This window comes from Pedobacter sp. NJ-S-72, assembly GCF_053890575.1.
Window position 1 is genome coordinate 1,172,807 of record NZ_CM132681.1, and the last position, 25,244, is coordinate 1,198,050.

The 25,244-nt window shown below is 35.8% G+C and carries 34 protein-coding genes and 2 pseudogenes; 19 read left to right on the forward strand and 17 right to left on the reverse strand.

What is annotated here, in order from left to right; all coding sequences use genetic code 11:
• Positions 1-109 precede the first annotated feature (109 nt).
• The 8 genes from ACWYN3_RS07735 (at position 110) to ACWYN3_RS07770 (ending at position 4,204) form a co-directional block, all read left to right on the forward strand.
• Entirely contained in the window at positions 110-634 is a 525-nt protein-coding gene (locus tag ACWYN3_RS07735) for a hypothetical protein (protein WP_456220621.1), read from the forward strand.
• Between the two features lie 23 nt (positions 635-657).
• Complete coding sequence (locus ACWYN3_RS07740; protein ID WP_456220622.1) at positions 658-1,218, forward strand: DUF4886 domain-containing protein; 561 nt, start codon at positions 658-660, stop codon at positions 1,216-1,218.
• On the forward strand, positions 1,215-1,559 hold the full coding sequence (locus ACWYN3_RS07745; RefSeq protein WP_456220623.1) for a hypothetical protein: 345 nt from the start codon (positions 1,215-1,217) through the stop codon (positions 1,557-1,559). Before ACWYN3_RS07740 ends, ACWYN3_RS07745 begins: the two co-directional genes overlap by 4 nt.
• A 15-nt stretch (positions 1,560-1,574) precedes the next feature.
• Positions 1,575-1,730, forward strand: a complete 156-nt coding sequence (locus ACWYN3_RS07750) for a hypothetical protein (protein WP_456220624.1) — start codon at positions 1,575-1,577, stop codon at positions 1,728-1,730.
• Positions 1,727-2,383 carry a sodium:solute symporter family transporter gene (locus ACWYN3_RS07755; RefSeq protein WP_456220625.1) on the forward strand — a complete coding sequence of 219 codons (657 nt, stop codon included), beginning with the start codon at positions 1,727-1,729 and terminating at the stop codon, positions 2,381-2,383. The genes ACWYN3_RS07750 and ACWYN3_RS07755 overlap by 4 nt, the downstream gene beginning before the upstream one ends.
• Entirely contained in the window at positions 2,323-3,219 is an 897-nt protein-coding gene (locus tag ACWYN3_RS07760; RefSeq protein ID WP_456220626.1) for a sodium:solute symporter family transporter, read from the forward strand. Before ACWYN3_RS07755 ends, ACWYN3_RS07760 begins: the two co-directional genes overlap by 61 nt.
• 95 nt (positions 3,220-3,314) lie before the next feature.
• Entirely contained in the window at positions 3,315-3,560 is a 246-nt protein-coding gene (locus tag ACWYN3_RS07765; protein WP_456220627.1) for a serine hydrolase, read from the forward strand.
• A gap of 152 nt (positions 3,561-3,712) precedes the next feature.
• Positions 3,713-4,204: a hypothetical protein gene (locus ACWYN3_RS07770; RefSeq protein WP_456220628.1), complete on the forward strand. Its 492-nt coding sequence runs from the start codon at positions 3,713-3,715 to the stop codon at positions 4,202-4,204.
• 117 nt (positions 4,205-4,321) lie between these two features.
• Here ACWYN3_RS07770 and ACWYN3_RS07775 read toward each other — a convergent pair whose 3' ends face one another.
• Both ACWYN3_RS07775 and ACWYN3_RS07780 read right to left on the reverse strand, forming a co-directional pair.
• Positions 4,322-4,675: an efflux RND transporter permease subunit gene (locus ACWYN3_RS07775; protein ID WP_456220629.1), complete on the reverse strand. Its 354-nt coding sequence runs from the start codon at positions 4,673-4,675 to the stop codon at positions 4,322-4,324.
• A 41-nt stretch (positions 4,676-4,716) separates the two neighbouring features.
• A complete protein-coding gene (locus tag ACWYN3_RS07780) occupies positions 4,717-5,337 on the reverse strand; it encodes an efflux RND transporter permease subunit (protein WP_456220630.1) in 621 nt (206 codons plus the stop codon).
• Between the two features lie 97 nt (positions 5,338-5,434).
• Here ACWYN3_RS07780 and ACWYN3_RS07785 point away from each other — a divergent pair, with 97 nt between their 5' ends.
• Together ACWYN3_RS07785 and ACWYN3_RS07790 are read left to right on the forward strand one after the other, a co-directional pair.
• Positions 5,435-5,797, forward strand: a complete 363-nt coding sequence (locus ACWYN3_RS07785) for a hypothetical protein (protein WP_456220631.1) — start codon at positions 5,435-5,437, stop codon at positions 5,795-5,797.
• A gap of 2 nt (positions 5,798-5,799) precedes the next feature.
• Positions 5,800-6,231, forward strand: coding sequence for a hypothetical protein (locus ACWYN3_RS07790; RefSeq protein ID WP_456220632.1), 432 nt, complete (start codon positions 5,800-5,802; stop codon positions 6,229-6,231).
• Between the two features lie 4 nt (positions 6,232-6,235).
• Here the strand turns inward: ACWYN3_RS07790 and ACWYN3_RS07795 are convergent, their stop codons facing one another.
• From ACWYN3_RS07795 to ACWYN3_RS07815, 5 genes are all read right to left on the reverse strand, one after another.
• Complete coding sequence (locus ACWYN3_RS07795; RefSeq protein ID WP_456222927.1) at positions 6,236-6,724, reverse strand: sulfatase-like hydrolase/transferase; 489 nt, start codon at positions 6,722-6,724, stop codon at positions 6,236-6,238.
• Positions 6,694-7,206 (reverse strand): sulfatase-like hydrolase/transferase, encoded by a 513-nt coding sequence (locus ACWYN3_RS07800; protein WP_456220633.1) that lies wholly within the window; start codon positions 7,204-7,206, stop codon positions 6,694-6,696. Before ACWYN3_RS07800 ends, ACWYN3_RS07795 begins: the two co-directional genes overlap by 31 nt.
• A gap of 11 nt (positions 7,207-7,217) precedes the next feature.
• Positions 7,218-7,763, reverse strand: a complete 546-nt coding sequence (locus tag ACWYN3_RS07805) for a phosphoethanolamine transferase domain-containing protein (RefSeq protein WP_456220634.1) — start codon at positions 7,761-7,763, stop codon at positions 7,218-7,220.
• A 230-nt stretch (positions 7,764-7,993) separates the two neighbouring features.
• A complete protein-coding gene (locus ACWYN3_RS07810) occupies positions 7,994-8,371 on the reverse strand; it encodes a hypothetical protein (RefSeq protein WP_456220635.1) in 378 nt (125 codons plus the stop codon).
• Entirely contained in the window at positions 8,368-8,553 is a 186-nt protein-coding gene (locus ACWYN3_RS07815) for a hypothetical protein (RefSeq protein ID WP_456220636.1), read from the reverse strand. Before ACWYN3_RS07815 ends, ACWYN3_RS07810 begins: the two co-directional genes overlap by 4 nt.
• 301 nt (positions 8,554-8,854) lie before the next feature.
• On the opposite strand from ACWYN3_RS07815, the gene ACWYN3_RS07820 reads away from it, so the two are divergent.
• The 6 genes from ACWYN3_RS07820 (at position 8,855) to ACWYN3_RS07845 (ending at position 14,769) form a co-directional block, all read left to right on the forward strand.
• Entirely contained in the window at positions 8,855-9,733 is an 879-nt protein-coding gene (locus ACWYN3_RS07820; RefSeq protein ID WP_456220637.1) for a DUF6266 family protein, read from the forward strand.
• Between the two features lie 558 nt (positions 9,734-10,291).
• Positions 10,292-10,768, forward strand: a complete 477-nt coding sequence (locus ACWYN3_RS07825; RefSeq protein WP_456220638.1) for a hypothetical protein — start codon at positions 10,292-10,294, stop codon at positions 10,766-10,768.
• Positions 10,765-12,471 carry an outer membrane beta-barrel family protein gene (locus ACWYN3_RS07830; RefSeq protein ID WP_456220639.1) on the forward strand — a complete coding sequence of 569 codons (1,707 nt, stop codon included), beginning with the start codon at positions 10,765-10,767 and terminating at the stop codon, positions 12,469-12,471. The genes ACWYN3_RS07825 and ACWYN3_RS07830 overlap by 4 nt, the downstream gene beginning before the upstream one ends.
• 90 nt (positions 12,472-12,561) lie before the next feature.
• Complete coding sequence (locus ACWYN3_RS07835) at positions 12,562-13,713, forward strand: hypothetical protein (protein WP_456220640.1); 1,152 nt, start codon at positions 12,562-12,564, stop codon at positions 13,711-13,713.
• A gap of 107 nt (positions 13,714-13,820) precedes the next feature.
• Positions 13,821-14,297, forward strand: a complete 477-nt coding sequence (locus tag ACWYN3_RS07840) for a hypothetical protein (protein WP_456220641.1) — start codon at positions 13,821-13,823, stop codon at positions 14,295-14,297.
• A 205-nt stretch (positions 14,298-14,502) separates the two neighbouring features.
• Positions 14,503-14,769, forward strand: a complete 267-nt coding sequence (locus tag ACWYN3_RS07845) for a hypothetical protein (RefSeq protein ID WP_456220642.1) — start codon at positions 14,503-14,505, stop codon at positions 14,767-14,769.
• Between the two features lie 256 nt (positions 14,770-15,025).
• Here ACWYN3_RS07845 and ACWYN3_RS07850 read toward each other — a convergent pair whose 3' ends face one another.
• The 4 genes from ACWYN3_RS07850 to ACWYN3_RS07865 form a co-directional block, all read right to left on the reverse strand.
• Entirely contained in the window at positions 15,026-15,196 is a 171-nt protein-coding gene (locus tag ACWYN3_RS07850) for a hypothetical protein (protein WP_456220643.1), read from the reverse strand.
• A gap of 43 nt (positions 15,197-15,239) precedes the next feature.
• Positions 15,240-16,121 carry an alpha/beta hydrolase family protein gene (locus ACWYN3_RS07855; RefSeq protein ID WP_456220644.1) on the reverse strand — a complete coding sequence of 294 codons (882 nt, stop codon included), beginning with the start codon at positions 16,119-16,121 and terminating at the stop codon, positions 15,240-15,242.
• 340 nt (positions 16,122-16,461) lie between these two features.
• Entirely contained in the window at positions 16,462-16,950 is a 489-nt protein-coding gene (locus tag ACWYN3_RS07860) for a cupin domain-containing protein (RefSeq protein ID WP_456220645.1), read from the reverse strand.
• Between the two features lie 14 nt (positions 16,951-16,964).
• Positions 16,965-17,381 (reverse strand): nuclear transport factor 2 family protein, encoded by a 417-nt coding sequence (locus tag ACWYN3_RS07865; protein WP_456220646.1) that lies wholly within the window; start codon positions 17,379-17,381, stop codon positions 16,965-16,967.
• A 664-nt stretch (positions 17,382-18,045) separates the two neighbouring features.
• On the opposite strand from ACWYN3_RS07865, the pseudogene ACWYN3_RS07870 reads away from it, so the two are divergent.
• Positions 18,046-18,854: pseudogene (locus tag ACWYN3_RS07870) on the forward strand (sialate O-acetylesterase).
• Positions 18,855-19,211: 357 nt separating this feature from the next.
• Here the strand turns inward: ACWYN3_RS07870 and ACWYN3_RS07875 are convergent.
• Complete coding sequence (locus ACWYN3_RS07875; protein ID WP_456220647.1) at positions 19,212-19,370, reverse strand: hypothetical protein; 159 nt, start codon at positions 19,368-19,370, stop codon at positions 19,212-19,214.
• A gap of 464 nt (positions 19,371-19,834) precedes the next feature.
• On the opposite strand from ACWYN3_RS07875, the gene ACWYN3_RS07880 reads away from it, so the two are divergent.
• Positions 19,835-20,065, forward strand: coding sequence for a hypothetical protein (locus ACWYN3_RS07880; protein ID WP_456220648.1), 231 nt, complete (start codon positions 19,835-19,837; stop codon positions 20,063-20,065).
• A gap of 135 nt (positions 20,066-20,200) precedes the next feature.
• Here the strand turns inward: ACWYN3_RS07880 and ACWYN3_RS07885 are convergent, their stop codons facing one another.
• Positions 20,201-20,446 (reverse strand): C-terminal helicase domain-containing protein, encoded by a 246-nt coding sequence (locus tag ACWYN3_RS07885; RefSeq protein ID WP_456220649.1) that lies wholly within the window; start codon positions 20,444-20,446, stop codon positions 20,201-20,203.
• A 135-nt stretch (positions 20,447-20,581) separates the two neighbouring features.
• Between ACWYN3_RS07885 and ACWYN3_RS07890 the strand changes: the two genes are divergently transcribed.
• Positions 20,582-21,202: a TetR/AcrR family transcriptional regulator gene (locus ACWYN3_RS07890; protein ID WP_456220650.1), complete on the forward strand. Its 621-nt coding sequence runs from the start codon at positions 20,582-20,584 to the stop codon at positions 21,200-21,202.
• A gap of 38 nt (positions 21,203-21,240) precedes the next feature.
• On the opposite strand, the gene ACWYN3_RS07895 is transcribed toward ACWYN3_RS07890, so the two are convergent.
• From ACWYN3_RS07895 to ACWYN3_RS07910, 4 genes and pseudogenes are all read right to left on the reverse strand, one after another.
• Complete coding sequence (locus ACWYN3_RS07895) at positions 21,241-21,756, reverse strand: LytR/AlgR family response regulator transcription factor (protein WP_456220651.1); 516 nt, start codon at positions 21,754-21,756, stop codon at positions 21,241-21,243.
• On the reverse strand, positions 21,749-21,928 hold the full coding sequence (locus ACWYN3_RS07900; protein WP_456220652.1) for a hypothetical protein: 180 nt from the start codon (positions 21,926-21,928) through the stop codon (positions 21,749-21,751). The genes ACWYN3_RS07895 and ACWYN3_RS07900 overlap by 8 nt, the downstream gene beginning before the upstream one ends.
• Before the next feature lie 617 nt (positions 21,929-22,545).
• The gene (locus tag ACWYN3_RS07905; RefSeq protein ID WP_456223356.1) at positions 22,546-24,789 is read right to left on the reverse strand and encodes a hypothetical protein; all 2,244 of its coding nucleotides are present in this window, start codon (positions 24,787-24,789) and stop codon (positions 22,546-22,548) included.
• 138 nt (positions 24,790-24,927) lie between these two features.
• Positions 24,928-25,227 (reverse strand): annotated as a pseudogene (locus ACWYN3_RS07910) (carboxypeptidase-like regulatory domain-containing protein); the annotation flags it as partial.
• Between the last annotated feature and the right edge of the window lie 17 nt (positions 25,228-25,244).

Sequence of the window (25,244 nt, forward strand, 5' to 3'; positions counted from 1 at the left end):
TTTTGACGATACCAATGTAAAAATCTGGCTAAAGAAAGGCCTCGTTAAGATTGATAATCCTGCGATTAATTATATTACAGGCATATCTGATGACCGCTTTTGGGTGGTCATGCTCAATGAAGCTCAGCAGGAGCAGCATTTTGAGATCGGACTGGACCCGGATCAGGTGGCGGTTAAAAACACGGGAGTTAAATTTTACAACGGAACATCAGCTCAACCAGAAAGCATAGCAATTTCCGGAACTCCAATAAAATCTGTCATTGCTGGTAAAGGATTAACGGCCTATTCATTCCCGCTTCAGCAAACAGTAACGGAGAAAGTGCTTTTGCCAGTTAAAAATGGAATGCAGGAAATAAACATTGGTGCACCATGGGGTAAGCTTCACGCTTTTCGCATTCGCTCACCTTATGGCTGGGATTCTATTTATGCCTATCTGAGCACGCCACCTATAACAGGAGCCGGGGCTGAGATGGAGTTGAATGAAGATTCCGCTACCGTTGTTAAGCGGACAGGCTATCCTTTTGAATGGTCTTTCAGCCGGATTGATCCGGCCAAACCAGCTTCCATCAGCTTGAAATTGAAGAGTCCGGGGAGCAATGATGTCCAGCAGGTGGATGTTTTATTCGGACTGTAATGATAAATACTAAAATATAGAAAATGAAATACCTAAAAAGAGCCTTACTAGTTTCCTTACTGTTGATCAGCCATGTTTCATTCGGACAGGTCAATCAGAAAACATTGCGATTATTTATTATTGGTAATAGTTTTTCGAAAAATGCAACAGCATATCTTCCGAATTTTGTAAAGGAAAACAACCACCAGCTGGTGTTAGGCAGAGCTGAACTTGGCGGTTGCTCTTTACAACAGCACTGGGAATATGCGGAAGCTGCAGAGGCCGATCCCGAAGATCCTAAAGGAAAACCCTACAATGGAAAATCATTACGTATGCTTTTGTCGGCAGGTACCTGGGATGTGGTGACCATGCAGCAGTATTCTTACTTGTCGGCAGATGTGGATAGTTATAGTCCTTATGCCCAAAAGCTTTACAATTACATTAAATCATTGCAGCCAAATGCAAAGATCATGATACATCAGGGATGGGCATACCGCTCGGATGCAAAGAAATTCGGTCGCGTTGCTCCTGAACAACTGGCTAAAAATCAAGAGGAAATGTGGCAGAAATCAAGGGCTGCTTATCATACTATAGCTAACAATTGAAGGTAGATATTATCCCTGCAGGAGATGCGTTTAATGCAGTTGCAACGGGTACGGAATACCGTTTTACAAAAGATATGAATTTTGACTATGATCATCCGGTAGCCCCAAATCTTCCCATCCAGACCAATTCATTAAATATGGGTTATTACTGGAAAGACAGCACTCTGGTATTTGATCCTAATCATGCCAATGAAGCCGGGAGATACCTGGGCTCTTTAATTTGGTATGCGATTTTATTTAAGGAGTCACCGGAGAAAATAAAATATCAGCCAAAGGAAGTTCCTGATGGTTTTGCAGCATATTTAAGAAGTGTTGCATCAAAAACAATTAAAGATTTATAAATTTAAGCAAACCGTATGAACTCAGTAATAGACACCACAGTTATCGTTGTATTTTCAGTATTCATTATGATCATAGGTTTACTGTTTTCACGTACAGGCAGAAACCTTAAATCTTTTTTTGCAGGTGGTGAGGCGGTACCCTGGTTTATTGGGGTCTATCATTGTTTATGAGTTTTTTCTCAGCAGGTACTTTTGTTGCCTGGGGTTCAATTGCCTATAAATACGGCTGGGTAGCGGTTACCATTCAGTGGACAATGTGTATCGGAGGATTGATTACAGGATTATACATTGCCCCTAAATGGAAAGCAACAGGGAACATGACCGCGGCCGAATTTATTAAGGACCGGCTTGGAGAGAATGTGCAGAAGAGTTTTATCTATATTTTCATGTTGGTATCGCTATTCATCAAGGGTTCAGTATTGTATTCTGTATCGAAACTGGTGGGTTCTTCACTTGAATTTCCCCTGATACCGGTCACATTGGTGCTGGGTATATTTATGATTGCTTATACCGCTGTGGGCGGTTTATGGGCAGTGATGGTGACCGATATTTTACAGTTTGCAATTTTAACAACCGCAGTGCTGCTCATTATTCCATTGGCTTTTACAGAATCGGGAGGGATACATTCTTTTGTATCCAGGGTTCCTGATATTTTTTTGCAGTCGTTAACGGCGAGTATACCTGGGGTTTTATTGGTGCTTTTGCACTTTATCATATCTTTTATATTGGTGGTAACTGGACTTTTGTACAACGTTACACCAGTGTGGATACGCCAAAATCTGCGTCTAAAGTTGCCTTTCTTTTTGCTGGTTTATACATTGTAAGCCCGGTTTTGTGGATGCTTCCTCCAATGATCTATCGCACCATTAATCCCGGATTAAGTGGGCTGGAAACCGAAAATGCTTATTTAATGGTTTGTAAGCAGGTGCTTCCGGCAGGGCTGATGGGCCTGATTTTAACAGGGATGTATTTTTCTACTTCTGCCTCTGCAAATACAGCTTTAAATGTAGTTTCTGCTGTATTTACCAATGATGTTTATAAAGGAACGATTAACCCGGGTGCATCTGATGAAAAATTAATGAAGGTTGCACGTGCATCGTCCTGGTGTTTTGGTTTAGGAATGATTTTGATTGCACTGATTGTACCTTATATTGGGGGGATTGTAGAGTTTACATTGAGTGTTGGCGCGATCACTGGCGGTCCTTTGCTTGCGCCGCCAATATGGGCTTTGTTTTCAAGACGAATTACGGGTAAAGCAACCATTTTTATTACCATGATCAGTTTGGCGGTCAACCTGGTCTTTAAGATCGTACTGCCACTGGCGATAGATTATAAGCTGAGTCGCGCAAATGAAATGTTACTGGGCGTATTACTTCCTTTTATTTTGTTATTGGCCTATGAATTGTATGCTGCTTCAAAAGGGAGGGTGAGTTCAGAATATCTGCAATTGCAAGTGCGTAAAGCAGAACGAAACACAAAAGTCATCGTAGTTGATGAAAAAGAGGCTGCAGAAATCATAAGGCAAAATAAATTCGGCTTACAGGTCATCTCATTTTCATTGGGCTTCATTGCTTTGATGTTATATGTACTTTGTGCTTTTACGGCAAAAGGGACGGGGATGGTTGCTGGAATTGCAACGGTTATATTGTTAAGTGCATGATGGATTCCTTTTAATGCTTCCAGAAAAGCCTCGGGGAGTTAAATGATGAACGACTGGACCCGTAACAGCCTATAAATAGCATAACTGAAAAAACTTTGGCCACAATAATCAATAATTGTAGTGAACTAACTGATTATGGTAAATATCGTTATTCTACGATCGGATATACTTTACTCGGACAAATATTAGAAAAAGTGTATGGTAAGAGCTACGATGAAATTATCAGAGCCAAAATAATAATGCCATTACAGATGAAAAATACACTCACTAAAGATTTTAATGTAAAAAACAGTACAGTTGGTCACAATACCAATGGCGGTATTCAGGGATTCTTCAAATGAAATGTTACAGCACCTGCTAAATCAAAGAAATTCAAAATTGAGACAAGATCTGTTGAACAAAATTCATAAAAAAGTCTTGAAATAAATAAAAATAAAACAATACCGGCACTAAAGTTGTTAGTGACCGTTGAAAATTATTTATTAAATCAATTATGAAAAAATTATTTACAATTATTGGCTGTATTGCACTATTTGCATTGACAACAACGACTCTAAAAGCACAGAATTATAAAACTGGTTTAGGTTTAGGCGTCGACTTCGGTGACGGTGCAACATTAGTTGGTCCTTCAATAAGACATCACTTCAGCAGAAACGCAGCAATACAAGGAGAGGTTTTATTTGGTGGACACACCACTGTTATCCAGGGATTCCTGCAATATACTGCTCCAATAAAAGGTGCACGTGGATTAGATTGGTATTTGGGTGGCGGACCAAAAGTTCAGATCTATGATAAAGGGAGATACTACTTCAATGATAGTTATACTGCTTTTTATTTAGTACCAATGGTTGGCCTGGACTATAAATTCAGAGGCGCTCCTTTAGCATTAGCCTTTGACTGGAGACCTAGCATTTATGTTGGTGACAATCCATTCCTTGGTTCAGAGGCTGGAAGATTCGGCATAGGTTTTAGATATACTTTCTAAGCGCAGAATAATCAGATCAGATTAAAGCAAGAAGCCATGTGATTTATTTTCTCATGGCTTTTTTTTTTTTTGCGTCTATTGTCTCTTATAATAGCCGATACGGTCTTGCATCGGAACCTATTCAACAGAAATAGATAAAGAATCTTTAGGGTTGCATAATATAGAATGCTTTATACCGGCCGGAAAATCTGGCGTTGCTGTTTTCATTAACTTTTTAACTGCTATTTGAATCTCGTTATAATTTGAATCAGCAAATTGCATCACAAATATGTTAATACCAGGCTTGCCATTTATGCGGGTGAAATTTCCATAAGTAAAAGGACTAAATTCGATTTTTTCTGCCACATCCTTTAAGCTTAGGAGAGAGTTGGCAGGATTACGGATAATCATATTTTTATAGTCATCAAGTTGGTTGCGTTCACTTTTGCATTTAATAATGTAATCAAAGGACTGTTTATTTTTCTTGTACAAGATTCCTGTGACAGCTTCCAGTTTCTTAACCGGGATACCTGCTAATCTTCCTTCAGCGTTAAATTAGAGGCGGACATGCGGTCTTTATTCAACCAAATACGCATCACCGAATCTTTACTCACATCAACAGCAATCAAATGACTAACCCCAGGAACGCGTCGCATTTCGGGAATAATATTAATTGCGGCATAATTAGTAAGGAATTTCTGGTCGTAACGCCTCACATCATCCGAAGAGAGATTAACTGCCATCACTATCGGCCCATATTGCCTGTCAACAGTAATGCCAGCTTGTACTACTTGTGAAGGCAGTTGTGGGGACACTACAGAAACGATATTTGAAATTTTTAACCTCATCGAATCCAGACTGGTCTCCGGCTCAAAGTAAACGTTAATAATTAAAGAACCATCGCTATTGGCCGTATAGCTCATATGATCCATGTTTCGAACATGATGAAAAATGGAATCTCTTAACTGGGGAACTACTGAATTTAATACTGTCCTGACATCGGCTCCGGGATAAAATGCCCTCACCTGTATTGAAGGTAAAGCCATACCTGCAGGCTGTTTGGGAGATGTTATCTCACCACAACTAACAAGAATAATACATGCAATAGAAATCAAAGCGGTCGAAACAAGCCAATTCCAAAGTCTTTTAATCATCTTTTGTAATTATTTAACAAATAAAAATAGCTTTAAATATTTATACAGCCAATTCTCTGGTTTTATGTAACTTGTAACAAGCGAAAAATATTTAAAGATGGATGGCAAGACAGGATTTGTAATTATAGTTAAACGGGTTCAGCTTATCGCTGTTTTGCTCATTTGTTTAAGCTGCACATCTGCTAAATCGCAGATGCCTTCCGATTATAGTGATCTGAAATCAATAGGATTAAAGGGGCCGGTAAAAAAAGTAACAACAACAAATTACAATGAGAAACAAGTAATAAATAACAAACCAATTCGTCCCGAAGATTTTGCGAATAAAGACGTGTACTCCTATAATGAAAATGGAGGAATGGGTATTTCCAGTACTATCGAAGGCGTGAACAAAAGTGAGAAAAAAAGACTTATTATATTAAATCCGTTCCCGTTTCATCTGACAAATTCCCTTCCACAATAGAAATGCTAACCATGTTTTCCAATGAAGGCTCACCGTATGAAGAAATGGAGAATCTTAGGAGAACAGTTGAACGCAAGTGGGTAAATCCAGGCTTGTGGGTAAGAAATTATTATGCTCATGGCAAGCTGGAAGAAAGTAGTGATAGTTTATGGGTTGACAATTGGGGCCTGGTGAAAAAAACAAAATCCATCTTCCTTATTGGGAGTATGAAAATTACAAAAATTGTAGAGATGCGAGCTAATGAAAAGCATGAGGTATACCAACTGGTTACAAGAACTGTCAATAGTACAGATCCGGTGCTACAAACCAGTATAACTGATGTAACCCGGCTTCAACCAGACCAATATGGCAATCCAACTTATATTATTTATAAAAACACCACTACAGGAAAGGTAAGGTTGTCAGTCATTGAAATGGAATATTATACTAAGTAATTGCTTATTTAAAAATGTTCATTTTTTCATCATAGATAGGACTTTGTACACCTAAGAAATTTAAAACGCTATGAAACACGTGATATTGAGACAACATTTTATTAGGCTTGAGTTGTTTTGAACTATCAGATACCCAAACTATAAAAGGAATCTCATATTGTTCTTTAGGAGCCATACTTAAAGGGAGTCCATGCATGTATAGATTTTTTTCACCTAAGGATTCTCCATGGTCTGAAACAAACAGCATTGCACTTTTATACTCTTTTAATTGTTTTAAATCTTCAATTACATTATGCAGGATATAATCTGTATAAATAATAGTGTTATCATAAGCATTGATTAGTTCTTTTTGAGAACAATTTCCTAATTCAACACTATTACAAACAGGTTTAAAAGTCTCAAATCGAGGTGGGTACTTTTTACTGTATGTAGGTCCATGACTTGTACTTGTGTGTAAAACAATTAGTATTTTATTTTTTTTACTCGCCAGGATCTGTGTTTTTTTAGTCCAGTCAAAAGGATTTCATCATAATTGCAACCTTCGCCTTTGCAATCTGATAATAAGTTTTCTCTGGTTTGATAATTTTTAATGTGAATTGGAGGTTCTCCCCAATTTGTAGTCCTCCAAATTACTTCTACATTATTTCTGTATAAATAATTAGGCAAAACTTCATATAAATCATCAGTATTTGTATAGTCTAAAATACCTTTTACACCAGCAGTAGTATATGTTGCACAAGATTGGGCTTTAAAACTGAATAGATTTTGTGTTTTGGAAAGTAGCGGATTAGTATTCTTCCCGTATCCGAGCAAAGAAAAGTTTTGGCTTCTTGCTGATTCACCTATTACTAAAACTACAATAGACTTTTCATTATTTTTTAGGGTTGCATTAGGTAATAAAATCTCTTTCTTTTTTTTTTTTTTAGCTTTATGAATGTAAAAAAGAGAAGTATTTACTGCATAGGACCAGGGCATTGCGAGCCCACCTAATGTTTTAGAATTTTTTTATCAATCCATAACCAATTAGTAGCATTAGCAAATATTAAAATGGCAATTAATACTAAGGTAAGCGAAGAAGTGGTTAAAAACCTTTTAAGGGTTACGTTTATAATTTTAACCTTAATAATATATATACTGGGAATTATGCCGAGTAAAATTATGTATAGTACCAACTTTAAAGAGAAAAAACTACTGGACTCCTGATAATTGGTATTGAATATATTACCAATCATACTCTCGTCTATGATGACACTATAGGTATTAATAAAATAAACGGCAATTGAATTGATCATAAAGAATAAGACCAACAAAGATTTTCCAACAATGCGCGACAGAAAAAATATCAGATAAAAAACAAAAGCATTTAAAATCAGCATTAGAATTATTAAACTGATAATAATAGTAATTCCGCTAAAACTTTTATAATCAAGATTATGGAAGACAAAGGTGAAAAATGGAAAATGAAAGAGTAAAAAATTGAGAAAACTCATCAACAATACAAAACCAGACAACTTTAAACTATTTTTTAACATATACTATTACCAGATTTTGATTAATTATTTTATAATTTGATAACAATAATACGCATTATGAATAGTAAAATAAAGAAATGATAACTTGCCAAAGCCAAGTTCTGGCTTTTTGCAAAATAAATTACATTTTCAGTACCTTAAAGGGCGGGACAATTGGTGAGTTTGATTGGAAAGGAGACTTTAAGTATTCTGGACAACCTTTATAAATACTGTAACCGGTGCTGAGTAAATTATGGTGCAGTATGCATGGCAATTAGCCATTCTCCATTTTCCCGGATCAGTACATAGGATGATTTTGCTGTCATTTGTTGCGCGTTGAGCTCAGGTGATGCTATGGCGGTATATTCACAGGCTAGCAGAATACAACTGCTGTTAAGAGGTTTATTTAAGATTGGTTTAATACTAATGCTTGTCCAGCCCTGTTCCATGATGCCTTGCAGCAATTCGGAAATTTGGTGTCTGCCCTGAACAGTTTGATAACCGACTAAAATGCACTCTGGTGCATAGAGTTCAATTAAGTCTTTCAATCCTTTGCTCCATGCGAGTTCATATTTTTTGATGAATTCTTGTGTAACCTGCGTAGTTCTCTGTGTCGTTGTAGTCATCATGGTAGGATTATTATTTTTTTGACCTGAGGTTCATGCACAGGTTGTTCCTTAACTTGTTTGGTTTTGCCCCAATCCCAGTCTTCTCTGAAATCTTCGTCAGGATGAAAGTAACAGCCACGCCGCGTGAAGGTGGAATTAGGAGAGTGGTTCAATTGGCTTTTTTCATCAACTCTTGCTTTCATAATGTAAATAATTGATTGTCTTTATATTAACAAATTATTTTCAAAATTGTTTGCTGGTCACTTTGCAGTAGAAAGTATTATAGACGATAAGTTCTTTTAGTATTTGTCATAAGTAAGGGCCTTGTGTTGTAAGGGGGTTGGAAGGGGTAATCGCCCTTCCAACCCCCTTACAACACAAGGCCCCCTTACACATCTTAACCCTTTTCTCTTTTTATCTTAACTTATTTGTGATAATATTTATTTTAGAATAAAATACTTATCTTGTTAGAAACAAAAGGGCATTTATGTAATAATTATAATCATGGCAATATTAAAGGTTGAATCGAATAGAGGGTTTATAGGCAGAGTAGGTAATACAGTTACTTATGTGTTAAATGGACAAATTGTAAAGCGTACAATAGGAAAGAGTTCCAAAGAAGCTACTATTCCTCAACTTTCAGCAAGGCAGAAAACTAAAATTATTACCGGATTTTTAAAACCAGTCAAAGAGTTTATTAATATTGGATTTGAGTTTGAAGCCAGGTTAGTGCAGAAACAAAGTGCATATAATATTGCCACTTCTTATAATTGGTTAAATGCTATAGCAGGGGAATACCCTGATCAAAAAATTGATTTTTCTAAAGTCTTGTTAAGCAGAGGGAAAATGCCTGTTACAACTCATATTGAAGTAAAAATTGCAGCTAACAGGGTAACCTTCAAATGGGATAAAACCATTGTCAGCGAAGGAATGAAAGAGAGTGACAGGGTAATGTTAATGGCTTACTTGCCTAAAGAAAATCGCTCAGTAACTCTTATAGGTGGCGCAGAACGACTGGAAGGAGTTGAACATTTAGTTATCCCGGAGTGTTATGAGGGAATTCACATGGAGACATATGTTTCTTTTATATCTGCAGATTATAAAACTATTTCCAACAGCGTTTATACTGGCCAGGTTTTTAGCGACTGCAAAAGTGATAAATTAGCTAATGAGCTATCGAAAATAATGAAAGATGATCAGATACTAGAAATAGGGATTGACGAGAAAGCAAGACTCTATATCAAACCTGCTCACTTGCGTTTTGCGCTTATTTATAGAATGGCAAAAGAAGTACATTGGGACGATAAAGGACTTTTTCTTTATTCACCTGAGCCAAGAGAATGGACCTATTTTGATTGGTATAAACATATAATTAAAAAGTAGCTAAAGATGAATGTGGTTGTAAACTGGTTTTGTCTGAGCAAACATTATGGATAAATATTGCGGATGATCTAAGAGAAAAAATTAAAAGTTGGTAATAATGTGCGTGTCCGGATTGACATTTTTCTTAATAGAATTATAATATATAAAAAATACTATGACATTTCGGTTTTAATTAATGTTTAACAATAACATATTATTAAACATTAATTAAACAATAGGAATATTTATGTTAAAAAATATTCAAACAATCAGAAAAAATGCTACTTTCAGTCGATAAAACCGAAATCGTCTGTATGAGAAAAAAAAAATACTACTTATTTGTTCTGATATTTTGTTTAAGCATCTCCGCCAATAGAGTTTTTTCTCAGGAAAAGCCCACTTTTTTTGAATTAAAAGGAAAATTAATCAGTGATCAAAATCAAAAACTTGATGAGGTTACTCTACATCTGCTGAATGCAAATGATAAAAAATTAGTTAAAATAGAATACGTGACCACAATCGGGGGCTTTTACTTTTGATAAAATACCCAAAGGGAATTATATTCTCGTCACACAAAGTATGGCCTATTTAAAATACGAGTCGGCCTCAATTGAACTCAACAGAAATACAGACCTGGGCAGCATCACGCTCAGTCCGCTCAGTAATAATTTAAAAGAAGTCTCTATTGCAGCGGTTAAGCCATTTATCCAGCAGCAATATGATAAAACAGTAATCAATGTATCCGGCTCTATAGCAGCAGTTGGAAGTACTGCTTTAGAAGTGCTGGAGAAAGCACCTGGTATCACCATTGACCAGAATGATAACATAGCAATGCGTGGACGTCAGGGTGTACTGGTGATGATTGACGGAAAATTAGTTCCGATGTCAGGGCAGGATCTAGCCAACATGCTAAAGGGTATGTCAGCCAATCAAATAGAGAAAATAGACTTGATCACCAATCCTTCTTCGAAGTACGATGCTTCAGGTAATTCGGGAATCATTGACATCAAATTGAAAAAAGGAAAAATGACGGGTTCAATGGTAATTTTACGATGAGCTATGGCCAGGGAATTTATCCGAAATTAAATCCGTCGATCAATATCAATCACAAGGTTAAAAACCTGAATATATTCGCTTCTTACAATTATTCTTTCCGCGAAGACATGACCAATCTTAAGATTCTTAGAAATTTCTATAGTGCGTCTGATCAGGTAACTGGTGGTAATGACTTCGATAACTTTTTTAAATTTACAGCCATTAGTCATAACGGTCGTATTGGTGCGGATTATAACCTGGGAAAAAATACGATTATAGGCTTCGCTGCAAATGGAATATTTACCAGTGGAGGTGTCAAATCGGTTAGTCATACTAATGATTTTAATGCTACTCATCAGCTTCTGGGATCTTTCGCAACAAATGGTAAGACTGATCCCGTACGTAATAATGGAAGTATCAATTTTAATTATAAACAGATTTTAGATACCGCGGGAAGAGAGCTGACAGCAGATTTTGATTATGCACGTTACATCAACAATGATAATCAGAATTATCATACTCAGTATTTTGATGTGAATGGTGTGCAGAATAAAGATCCTTATACACTTTTTGGTGATCTGGACGGCAAATTAAATATTAAATCTTTTAAAGTTGATTATACTCATCCTGTGAAAAGTATCGGTGCTAATTTTGAGGCAGGTATAAAAGCCAGCTGGGTAGAATCTGATAATAATGTCGCATTTTTTGATAGAAGCAAAGGCGGGAACATTCCGGATCTGGGAAAAAGTAATCGTTTTCTTTATGATGAGCAGATTAATGCAGCTTATATAAATGCATCCAGAAAATGGAAGAAACTACATCTTCAACTGGGCTTAAGATTAGAAAACACGATTGCGAAAGGTACACAGGTAACCAATAATGATAGTTTTGATAAAAATTATACTCAGTTATTTCCGAGCGGCTATTTAGGATATGAATTCAACAAGCAGAATGATCTTGGGATTTCTGTAAGCAGAAGAATTGACAGACCTTCCTACAGACAATTGAATCCTTTCAAAATATTTCTGAATCCATTAACTTATGCAGCGGGAAATCCATTTTTGAACCCGGAAATCACAACTTCATTCGAATTGACCTATACCTTTCTGCAGAAATATACAACCAAATTGGGATATAGCAGAACAACAGATAATATCCTCAATGTATTGTCACCGGACGTAGAACCAGGTACGGTAATTCAAACTTTTAGGAACCTGGCCAAATTTGACTATTATAATTTGAGTTTCAGTTTTCCAGTTACCATTGGCAAATGGTTGAATAGCAGCAATACAGCTCTGATGTATTATGGAGAATACAAGGGAAATCTGGTGAATACCAATTTAAATGCCAGCAGGCTTGCGTTCAATTTTAACTCCAGTAATTCGATCATGATTGATAATAATACCAGCCTGGAAGTTCTTGGGAGTTATCAGTCTAAGTCTACTTATGGGTTTCTGGAGATTAGCAAATACTGGTCCGTTGGCCTTGGTGCCCAAAGACAGTTATGGAACAAAAAAGCTTCTGTTAAATTCAATATAAGTGATGTGTTTTATACAACTAAAATAGAAGGTATTACCAAATTAACGGGGTATGGAGAACATTTCTTCCAGGAAAGAGATAGTAGAGTGGGCACTATCAGCTTTAATTATAGATTTGGTGGGCAGGGTAATAGTTCCAAAAGAAAAACAGGAGGGGCTGAGGAAGAGAAACGCAGGGCAAATTAATAGACACTTAGCCAGACTAAAAAGTATACAGCAAGCACCTGTAGATTTTATACGCCTAAAGTTCATTATACAAAAGAAAAAAAATAGAAAATGAAAATAATTCCGTTAATAATTATTAGCCTTCTCACATTAGAGGCATGTAAGTCCAATCAGAAAACTGACAATAATATCAGCGATACTACAAAGACGATTATAAAAAAAAAAGGTAATATGGATATTGAAGCAATTAAAAAACAAATTGGTTTGCAAAAAGGTCTGGAAACAAATAATGTCCCAAATAATGAAGTCCATTTTCTTGATGGAAAAGATATAGAATTAAGTTTAGCTGTTATTTCTGAAGGGTTATCAAATGCTGGTTATAGTAAGCCGGAGAAGGCTCAGTTTGAAAGAAAAATTAAGGAAATTTTCAATTGTGAGAACTCCGATAATAAACTTTGGAAAGGAATTCGTTTATTAACACCAGTTGTTCCTAATAGCTGGATGGCACCAGAAAATTTCATTAATTATTATGGTGATAATTATGGCGAAGCGGAAAGGAATGAATATTATTTAATAGCATTTAATGATCACAATTTCATTTTTGACATTAATTTCCTGAGGGATTTAATAAAAATATCACCTAATGGAGAATATAAAATTACATTACCAAAATATCTGATTTCAAGGAATAATTATCTTTTTAATGGAAGTAAGACAGATCTTGACTTTCTCCTGAAAAATGATGCCAATTTTGTAAAATCATTGGTTTATGTTTTTGGTTATGATAAAGATCCTGCAATAAATTCATTTGTTTTGAATGAGTACAATACGGGGACAGCCAATGATCAGAAGGTTGGAGATGTTATATTTTCAGACTATGATAAACCCGGTAAGCTGAAAATCCGTAAAGGTCTGCTGCAATACATTAATGAGTATACAACACAAACTGAGAATAAAATATATACTGGATTGGAAAACTACATACTGGGTATTGATGAACTTACCAATGTAAGTTTTGAGGATAGATGTAAGATGGTCGCATATGCTGGTACATTAGGACAAAGACTTCATGAGAAATATTATGCGAAAAATCCAACCAAATGGGCAATCAATTCTCTTTTAACAAATTTCAAGATCCAATTTCCTAAGTATATTGATGAGATTAAAAAGAAGGATTATTATGGAGATCCAGAAATAAAGAGAGCGGTAGCTACTGCAGAAGACGAGGCATTACAGGCAACTACTCATGCCGATCCGCAGTAAGTATTGTTTTGGATAAACTATGAAAAGATTTTTTTTTATTATTACTATTAATTTCATGAAATAATATAGCGCAGACCAAAAGTGGAAAAAAAAAGATGTAAAAATAAATGAAACTAATCACGATAATCATATTTAGCTCTCTATCTTTTTGTTCTTGTCAAACAAGTCAAAAAAGTGACAGTACTACAGGGAGAGTTACTGCCGGTGCTCGGGTAACTGCACCAAACTTTGACAAGATTTTAAAATGTGATAATTATTCTGGTGATGAAAATTACTTTTTAACTGCTGATGAAGGTTGTCTTTATAACCCGAATGGAGCAAACACTTTTGGGAACCTGGTCATTTACCTGATCCCAAAAAAACCGCTGAATATTAATGACGATAATAACCTCAGCGAAACAAAGAAAGTGAATAATCTTAATGCTGCTCAGCTCAAAGAAGATTTTACTATTTATGTTTATGCAATTGACAAAAAATATCTGAATTATAATAAGACAGGAGATCCTATTTACTATCAAAAGGACATTTTTTTGTTGAAGAGCTGTATACTTATGATACTAAGAGTCAAAAATGGAGTTTGTTAGATTCTGTAAGTATTAATTCCAACACAGACAATACAAAGGAGCAAAGCTGGCGGGAAGGTTTTTTATCAATAAGCAGGTTAGTCAATCTGTCGTTAAGCCGGCTAAAGTTGCTATAGCCGGTGAAATTTCTGAAAAGTGGTATGGCAGCTATAGTTTAACAATAAATGGGGATAAGGAAGATTGGAGAGATCAGCAAAAAGTATCATTGGTAGTCACAAAGGATTCTATTGTATATCATGCAGAAGGTTATCAGATAGATCAGACGTATAAGCTTTCTGGAAAAGAAAGTGGTGGCACTTTGATGCTGGATTATCTAAGTGCAGCTGATCATACTGAGAGCGCTGTATTAGAAAAAACGAAAGATTTTGGAACAGTTGTGAATGAAAATAAAAGCTATACGTGGTCTTCTCCGTATTTAGATCTTAGTTTTGGTGATGGAAAAAGTAAGGTTTACGTTTTGAAAAAGGAATAAGGTGATCGGCTTTTTCTCTGTAACTTAACAGACTGGCTTGAGTAGGCAATTGCGTAGTCTAATAATGGTTGCTGCCAATCCTTTTGCCCACCAAAAGCGATAAGCTCGTCAATAATAACAGAACCTTTAATTCAAGTATCTTTTTAAATATAATTTGGTTCTACCGAAGAAGAAAACAACATCCTTAAGACTAAAGAAACCCTATAAGTTCCACTTCGCGGATTTATAGGTTTTCTTTATATGTATTAGATTTTTATCAGTTAGGAGATGGAATTTTGGTCTTTGAAGCTGTGCCTAAGGTCTTTTCGAAAAAACGACTGGCGATTTCAATTACTTTAAGGTGTACTTTGTGACGATCAACTGAAACGTCATCTTTGAAAGAAGCTGGAGACTCTTCTTTCAATTCATCTATCCCCTCAGGAAGCATCACGTAATGTCCAGTTTTCCCGTTAAATTCATAATATTCTGATTTATCGATCGATCAGACGATGATATACTTTTGCATTCTTCTCAACTATTGCTAAACTGTCGCTTTGCACACCAATAATGAATACTGGTTTTGAAACTTTTTTAAACTGGCTTTTTCTAATGAAGCCGGGGCCATTGCTGGGGCAGATCGCAATAAATGCACTTATTCGGGAGTCCTTGAGGTTTGGTACATTCCTGGTGCCTGCAACAAGTGTACTGTCATAAAGTAGCTTGCCCAGTCCTGGAAATTCCGGAGATTCCATTTCTTTTGCTCCGGTTGTCCTGTAATAATTTAGCATATGAGGATAATCAAGTTCGCCACCAGCTAAGGCAAGTATTGTATATCCCCCGAAAGAAAATCCTGCAGCACCAATGCTGAGTGTGTCTATTGAAGGGCTGATTTGCTTATCTGTTAACAGTTTGTTAAGGACAAAGGAGATATCCTGAGGTCTTTCCCAGGGTTTAAGAAACTCAATAGCAATCTTGTTATCGTTTGTATTTCCCCAATGGTCAACTGCTGCTACGATGTAACCTTGTTCAACGAGGTCCTGGGCTAGCCATTCAAGCGTTTTTCTATTGCCTCCGGTACCGTGAGATAGCATAATCAAGGGAAGCCTTTGGGTTGGAAGACTCCCGTTCCTTACCGTTTGAGATCTCAAAAAAGGTGAAAATTTTCTATCTGAGGCGTTAAGGGTATCCGTGGTTGGGTACCACAGTTCTGTTATTAATGGCCGGTTGCGTTTTTCATCCTTAAAACTTAAGGTGCGCTGCCCTATATTCTTTTTTGTCTGCGCCTGTGCAAAAATAGCTGTTGACGAAAGCATCAAACAGGTGATAGCAATACAGATATGGCCTTTCAGGGAAGAAAAATTAAGATTGTTCATTTTGATAAAAGAGGTTTAACGAACGTTTCTATTTCTCATGTGCATTTGAAACATTTCCTGTTGATTCCTTTCACGTTTTTTCCTTGCTGTGCGTTTATAGATTCTATATATCAAAATTTCAATTGCTACAACAATAATAAAAAATGGATATGGAAAATCCATTTGGATTGAAGCAAGAAGAGAGCCTGTGCTAAGAAAAATGGCAATAATGATATATCCTGGTTTCATATGCTAAAAATACTAAAATATTTAGCTGTTAGCCAAATTATTTTAAATCATTTATCATGAATATTGAATTGAAAAACGTGTCTTTTGAAATTTTAAGCCACAATCTTATGTTTTAAAATCGGCAAAATTTCTCGATTAGACTTTTCTGAGATGGGTAAATGCTGCTTAACGAACTTTTAGTTGCCATCTCGAACTCTGAAAAATCGAAACCAGGTGCGACTGCGCAGCTGACCAGCGCAAAGTCCTGTTTTGATGAAATCTCCGCAGCAAACCAACAATTCGGTTCGATGATAGCTTGTAGATTACCAGTTTCTGAATCACTAAGTTCTATACACCTGTAACCCCCATCTGTATCTAAAACGTGAATGTTTATTGGCTGACCACTATGGAAGTACCAAAGCTCATCAGACTTTAAGCGATGAAAGCCAGAGAAATCATTACCTTCAAGCAAGTAATAAATTGATGTGCAAGCGCGTCTTAATTCAATTCCGTTATCACGATAAACTTCGACATGAGATCTGAACATTTCTTTATAATAACCACCCTCAGGATGTGGTTGAAGATCCAGGCGATCTATCCAGTAGCCAGCTTTGTTTTTCATACTATAATTTATTGTTAATTCCCGTTAGCTTGTCTTGCCACCAATTTCCAACCACCTTTAGATTCTCTCCAAACATTGGTAAATCGTCTGTTCTTTTTCTCTCCATTTTTACCATGTTCAATTTCGCTGCCCATGACTACTGCCAGATCTTCATTGAAAGTTATTTTTTCAACCTGACGATCTACTTTTGGGAATTTATGTCCAGCTTTCATTAAATCAAGTACATTTCTTGCACTTACTATTTTCCCAGACGCATTATTTACCACATAATCTTCTGTCCATAGCTTTTTCAAAGCTGTCGTATCATTCTTATCTAAAAGAACTGTCCATTCCTTCTCTAATCTTAAAAGTACATGTTCCCTAGCCGAAGATTGAGAAAACACAGGACAAAAAAAAAAAGAGAATAATATAATATTAAATAAAACTTTCATAATGGGGTGAGTTTAATGAGTAAAAGAAATATATTTAAATGTATGAATAAAGGTACATTTTCAACTGCAGAATCATTCAGTGCAACGTTGTAAGTATTTCAGACAACGTCCGAAGGAGCAGGAATGTCCCGATGATCATAGCTGATCTCTGATGAAGCAAAACTATGCGCAGAGGTCATCCATACAATCTTAATGCGGTTAAATATATCAACAACCCGGTCAAACGGGCTTAATAACCGGTAAATACTTATTCAATAAATGCAGACTTTATATCTACTAGATTTCATCACACATCATTTTACCCAAATAAATTCAAGATATTTTTCTTACTCAGTGACTTCAATATCCCATCATCATTAATAGTCACAAAAAGGGCACCTATGTTACATGTTGCTATTAACATTAATACAGAAAAAGATATGGTGAACTGGATGGAACCTGTGACCGATGAAGAATATTATAAATCAAAAAAATAATTTCTAATTAAATGAATAATCATTTAGTTTTGCATGATTTTTAGATGATGTGGATTAGAGATCTAAATAAAGAACAATTTTAATATGCTATTCGCCAATAGGGGTGCAGTATAACAGATGGTCTGCTTCAGATCAGTATAAATATAAAAAATATGATAAATTCCTTTTTGATGGCAGGCCAGTCAAATATGGCGGGGCGGGGATATTTGAATGATGTTAAACAGATCTATGATGAAAAGATCAAAATGCTGGTGAATGGCCGTTGGCAAACGATGGCAGAACCAATTAATTTTGACAGGCCTACATCCGGCATAGGACTTGCCGCATCATTCGCGGGGGCATGGAGATTAAAAAATGATCAGGAAGAAATCGGTTTGATACCGTGCGCTGATGGGGTACCAGTCTGGATGATTGGGCTGTTGGGGGCGCACTCTTTGAAAACGCCGTGTTCCAGGCAAAGCTTGCCCAAAGAACCAGTAAGTTGAGTGGGATCTTATGGCATCAGGGGGAAAATGATAGTTTTGGCGGGCTTTCCGCTCTTTATTATGATAAGTTAAGTATTATCGTTGATGCATTTCGCCGTGAGCTTGACGCACCAGATATTCCTTTTATCACAGGCGGCCTTGGCGATTTTTTAAGTGGTGGCAGATACGGTAAATATTTTACTGAATATAACGAGGTTAATTATGCCCTTCAGAAGTTCGCTGAAACAAAGCCGAACTGCTATTTTGTAACGGCAAATGGATTAACGGCCAACGAGGATGGACTTCATTTTGACGCGGTATCGCAGCGCAGGTTTGGAATCCGGTATTTCGAATCATTACGCAAAAAGAAAAATATTCTGGCACCACTTGCCGGCGAAAATGAGTTAATCGAGATCATACAGGAAAGGCCTTTGACAAAAAAAGAGCAGGGTGCATTGTTAGAGATTGATTTTGCCTGTGGTAAAATCTCCTTAGGTGATCTGGAGGAAAAGTTGGGCCTGTTGAACGAGTAATCAATAAATAACAATACCTTTTTATTAATTTGCAAGTAGATCAATAGCTTTAAAGAGCTTTAACGGAATGTGTTAAAGCTCTTTAAAGCTATTGGAATTATTCGACCCAATAGGTTAGCTGGACTACGATATAACCATCTGGTCCTATCTGTGAGCTGTCTAAAGTTACTTTTTTCGAAACGGCACCATCCCAGGCTCCAGGATAGGCACCAAAAGTATAAGTACCGGCAGGAAGTTCTTCGAATGTATCTTCGGCTTCCCGGCCTCCGGCATAAAAGTATTGGCCAGTTGCTTCATTACGCGCCCAGAAATCACGTAATCCATTACTTCCTGAAAGCGGGTTTCCATAAATGTCAACTAAAGTAATGCGTACTTTAAAATCAGCACTGTTTTTTTTTTCTCTGTAACGAATGAAATAGGGGTCAGTTTGCCAACTGAGGGAGTGTTTAACGTTGTTGCATAGCTTGCGGTAGAAATTGAAACCGATAAAAGACTTAAAATGATTGTGTTTTTCATAACAATAATGTTAGTGGTCAATGATTAGACTCAAGAGGAATTAGATTATACAATAATAATAGATTAATGTTAGGATTGGGTTAACAGATTGTGATTATTAAGGAGTGGGGGGGAGTGTTTTAAGGCAGTTCATCAATATAGGGTTAATCAAGCTCTTTTTAGAATCCAGTTTAATACAGGGTCATTCCCTTTCTTGTAATCTTCAAATGAAGGTGCTACTTATATAAGGGACGTATTTGGGATAGAAATGTTGCATCAATTTCTATATGGCTTTCTAAATAAGGGTTGTAGGTAATAGGGTTACAGGTCAGGTTTTTAGTGCCTGCAAAAGCATTTAGTTATAAGTGTGCGGGCAGGCCTGAAATTATTGTAATGTGTTAGCTCAGACTAAAAGATAACATGAACTGACCAATAAGTTAAAATGATATACCTTGTTTTGCATCTATAGCAAGAATAGATTTATTATGGAAAGAACGGAAGTAAAAATTAGTGCAGACCTGCAGAAATTCATTGACAAATTTGAGCCGAACAAATTTAAACTTATGGCTAAAGGAATTGAGATCAGGGGTATTAATGATATGCATAGAAACATTAGACAGGCTAAAGACCTGATTGAAAGATTAGAACTCAATCTCTTTGTCTCGCATAATGCCGAAATGCTAAGTTATGGAGGCTTTGAGGTAAATAACGGATAGGTATATGGTTAAATTTGAGAAAGATAAAAGGCTTACATTAATCCATTAATTTTATAAAAAGGATCATTTAGAGTGTCAGAATTCCATTCGTATTCAGCCCAATTGGCGCATCTTTACAAATCATCCTGTAAGCGATTATGGGTTTATCCTCACCAATTCTATGGCAACGATCAATTGCTTGTGTGCCTCAGCAGCTGGATTCCACCACGGATCAATCAGATATACATAATCAGCTGCAGTTAAATTCAATCCCGTGCCTCCGGCCTTTAAACTGATTAAAAGTACTCTGGTATTTTCATTCTGCTGGAAATCTTCTACGGCCGTGTTTCTAAGTTTGATTGGCGTTTTTAACCACGCTTTCTTCAAATCTAACAAAATCATTTATTAGATGATTCAAACATACGACAAGACAAATAGTTGTTTACGTTTTAACAATTGCTTAATTTTGTCCTTTGGCTTCTATTTCGCAAACGATGAGACTCAACTTAAATATGCACAGTAATAAAAACATCCCTAATGACTAGAAAAGTTATCGATGGTCCTGTTAGAAACAGAGAAAGAACCAGGAAAAAAGTACTAGATTCGGTGGCGGATATCTTAAAGAATGAAGGGTTTACCGGCCTGAATATACGTCAGATTGCTTCAAAAGCAAATGTGGATAGGAAATTGATCTATGACTATTTTGGAGGATTGGAAGGATTGGTAAAAGAGTATTTGAACAGTAGAGATTTTTGGAAGTCTAATTCACAATTAGTAGGAGAAGATAAAGAAGACCATGGGAAAGCAACTTCGTATGCTGTGCTGGAAAAACAATTTGATTCATTGATGGTCAATGAAGAAATGCGTAGAATTATAACATGGGCACTATGTGAAAATATAAAACCATTAAGGGAATTGAACAATGACCGGGAAATATTAGCAGAATCGTTTTTCAATAATGTTGTCGGTGACCACTTTGAGGGTAAAGACAAAAACTTCAGGGCAATTACATCCATTTTAATAAGTTCCATCTACTATATGACACTGATTAATCAAATGAACGGTAGTACTATTTGCGGAATCGACCTGCAAAAACAAGAAGACGCGGAAGCAATAAAGAAGAGTCTAAAACAGATTATTGATTGGGCCTATTCCTGATTATCTGGGAGTGATTTTACAATAAGAGTTCCAAATAGTTAATTATTTCTTGCCGTTTTGCGGATAGAAACCGAAATATTTTGCTTGTCGTGCATCTGCAGATATCCTTCCCTAAAATATTTTCGTACAAATTGAAAATTGATCATATGAGATTGGTGGCAACGTAAAAAGCCAAACGGGTGCAGGATCTTTTCATATTCTTTTAATCCCTTTGAAACTAATATTTCCCTTTTATCTTTAAGAAAAAAAGTGGTATAACCTTTATCCCCGTTACAGTACATAATATCTTCTATATTAATGATCTCTATATACTCGAGGTTTTTTAGCCTTAAGCGTTTGGCATTGCTAGCAACTTGCGATAAATGATGGTTTTGGAAAATTTCGATCTGCTGTTTATCGGAGGTCAGCAGCTGTTGGTAGCATTTGTCTAACCTGGATACTAAAGCAATAGGGTCAATAGGCTTAAGCAGATACCCAAATGCACCCAAATTAAATGCCTGTATGGCATATTGAACACAAGCAGAGATAAAAATAACCTGAAAACGGTCAATCAATTCCAATTTCGTTAAATAATTCTATGCTGTCCCCATCCTTTAATCTGATATCAGCCAAAATAATGTCAGGTGCTAAGAGAATGATTTCTTTTGATGCTTTAGCTATACTGTCCGTATGCCCAACCACTTGTACATAGGGGATTTTACGTAGTATCTGAAATAAATACCGCAATGTGCACCTTTCGTCTTCTAAAATATAAAGCTTCATCTTAACTGATTGTAGACATACTGATTGAAGAATATACCCGCTTCGTTCCTGCAGATTTTGCTCAGGCCAATTAATAAAAGCCAGGATGGAGCATTGTCTTTCTTTGGGCTAAAATTGCTGGGTATTTGGCAATTTCGGTCCACACTTCTTGTAATTGGATTCATATTTTAAAGTCGTTTTCGTAAAAGCATAAGATTACGGATATCGGCTCAAGATTTTCAAATGTTGCATGCAAAGCTACGAATATAAAGTCACACTTATGTGATTTATTTATTATCCCAAACTTTATCCGAAGAACGAGGTGGATGCACACCATCCTCTTTTCTAAAATATACTAAAAATCATTAATTAAAAAACAACATGAAAAAGTTAGAGAAATTAAACGAAAAAACTAGTGGGATTGATAAAATCCAGGGTGGTTTGAGGGCGGTAGGAATTGAGTAGGAGGTATGTTTCACAGATGGTAATGGTAGTGACTTTATAACAAAGCACGTACCAACACATGTTACCAACCATTATATAAGTGACTCTTCGAATGACAAATAATATTTGATGTCTCCATTATACTTAGACAATTTACTTTAAAAAGTAAAAAAGTATTTTAATAGGAATGTTCTTTCTCTTAAAGGGATTTGAAATACAGACAATTGGTTTGAGCTGGAATTAATTTGTTGGTATAAATTCTTGTTCACTAAGTTAATGCATTGAAATTCAAAATAGTTCTTCCATTTTGTGGGTGCATATTTAACATTTACATCCAAAAAGTTATTGCGTACAGCTTGTTGTAATGATTGCTGATAAGAAGTGAAATTGTACGATAAGGTATAAGATAGTTGGCTATTTAAATTATGCTGCCATTCGGCTTTTAGCTTTTCTATTTTTGTTTCATTTTTAATCTCCTTGTTTTGAAGTGTATTTTGTTTATTTATAAGTTTACCCATCTCTCCGGTAATAGAAAGTGTTGCCTTGCTAAATATCTTTTTCCTTGCAGTTATTGCCAGATTAAAATCATAAGCGTTAAAAGGAGTAATTTCATTATTATAAAAGCTGTATCCTTCTTGTAAGCCGAAATTGCCACTGCCAGAAAGGTTGGTTTCAGCAAAGAATAAATACTTTGAAATGTTGCCGTTTATAGTGTATTTATCAGTTTTATTTTTAAAATCTATTGCTATGGATTTTGTTAGACCACTATCAATAGTATAAGAATTTATAAAGTTTTGCTTTGTTCTATTGTAGGTGAAGTTTAGATTGTAAAAAAGCATTTTTATTGGCTTCCTATAAGAATACCTGGCAGAGAATGATGTAATATCGGTTTTTGGTAGGGGAGTTTCATTAAAGTTAAACTGTCTGTAGTTTACTAAAATAGTGCCCGGATAAATCTCATTAACCTGACCAAATTCCGTTTGCTGTGCAAACCTAAAATTTAGCTCACCATATTTGTTAATATTTTTGCGAATATCAATAATTGGATTTACCAGAAAGTATTTGTTCTTCGTTGTGTTGCTTTTTTCTGGCGAAGTATAATTAATGAAATCATACGAAGGACTTGTTTCTACACTAAGCGATCCTTTCTGTATTAGATAAATGAGAGATGCTTTCCCGAATAAACTTAAATGATTAAAGTTTACATCGTTTTTAAAGCGGTTTCCTACAGCACTTATATTATTGGTGCTATCTGTTTTGTATAAATTACTACTTAACTTATTGTGCTCAAAAGAAGCACCCAATGAGGTAGAAAAAATAAACTGGTTAAACTTTAGTTTGTACGATGCCGATTGATTTATAAAAATGTTTTTAGTAGTGCGTACCTGTTGGTCAAGCATTATGTAACCTATACTATCATTTACGATATCTTCTTGTAGGCCAGGAAGAATTTTTAAATTTTCATCCATTTTATAATATTGAATAACAGAATTATATTGAAGAATATTATCTTTTCCAAGTGCTTTTGCAACATTAGTTTCATTACTTAATGATAAATAACTGGATGGCTGGTTTTGCGCAAAACCCAATCCATTTTGCGAAGTGTTGCCCACTCTGTTCCATTTTGGAATTTCTAGTTTGGTGATAGATTTTAAATAAATTGAGCTGCTATTTTTCTCAATTTGCCCCTGAAACTGCCATTGGTTTAGTTTGTAAATATTATCCTGCAACTCCTTATAAACGATGGTCTCAGCATTAGGTAAAAAATAATTAGCAAGGTTGCTGTAATTATATTTGCGCTTTAATTGTAATGAGGAAAGATTGAGGCGTACACCCCAATCAGATTTTAATTTAAATAAGACATTAATACTTCCAGCATTATCATTATTCATTAGATAATACTTATCGCTTACGGTTGGCTGTGCGCCAGCTTCCATAGTTAAATAGGGTTGGCCAGTTTTTAAATTAACATCATTGTTGTTAAAAGACACGCCCACGTTTGAATTTTCATTTAGCAAATCTTGTCCAACATTATTTGCCTTGAGGTTATTAATACTCTTAATCTTATTTTTAAAAATAAGATTATTAAGTTCAGTACTGTAAGCCTTATTTCCAAGACCAGTGTGCCCGGTATTAATGGTTATAGTGCGTGCACTATCGGTAAGTTTTAGATTTAATGAAACGTTGTTGGTTACTATATACCCGTTTAATGCTTTAATGGGCTGATCGCGTTCAATTACTTGCACCTGCTCAACAGCGCCAACAGGTACATTTTTCGTCGCAATTCCGTATTTCCCGTCCAAAAGGTTATCACCATCAATATAAACATTCGTAATACGCATGCCATTGTAACTAATGACACCTTTTTCATCTATCTGGATACCCGGCAATTTGTTAATCAAATCAGCAATTACCCTATCATTTTGATCTCTAAATGCGTTAACATTATATTTTAAAGTATCGCTTGATAACGATATTTTAGTAGTTGATTTAATAGTTACTTCCTTTAACTGGTTTATAGCTTTTTTTAAAGTAATTGCATAATTCTCATTAGCGGTTTGTGTAACCCGAACAATGTTTTGCTGGTACCCAAGGCAGGTTACCTTAATGGATAGTTTTTCTGTTGTATCAGTAAATTTGAAACTAAAAAGTCCCTGTTGATTGGTTTTTGCAAAATCAATACCCGATCCGCTTTCGTTTATAATAGTTACCGATGCCGAGATAACTGGATTACCAATACTATCTTTTACCAAACCATTTACGGTTACTATACTTTGTGCAGATAGTATTAAGGATGATAGTAATAGTATGAAAGAAAAAAGCAGCCCTTTTATGTACACACCAGAATAGATTTAGT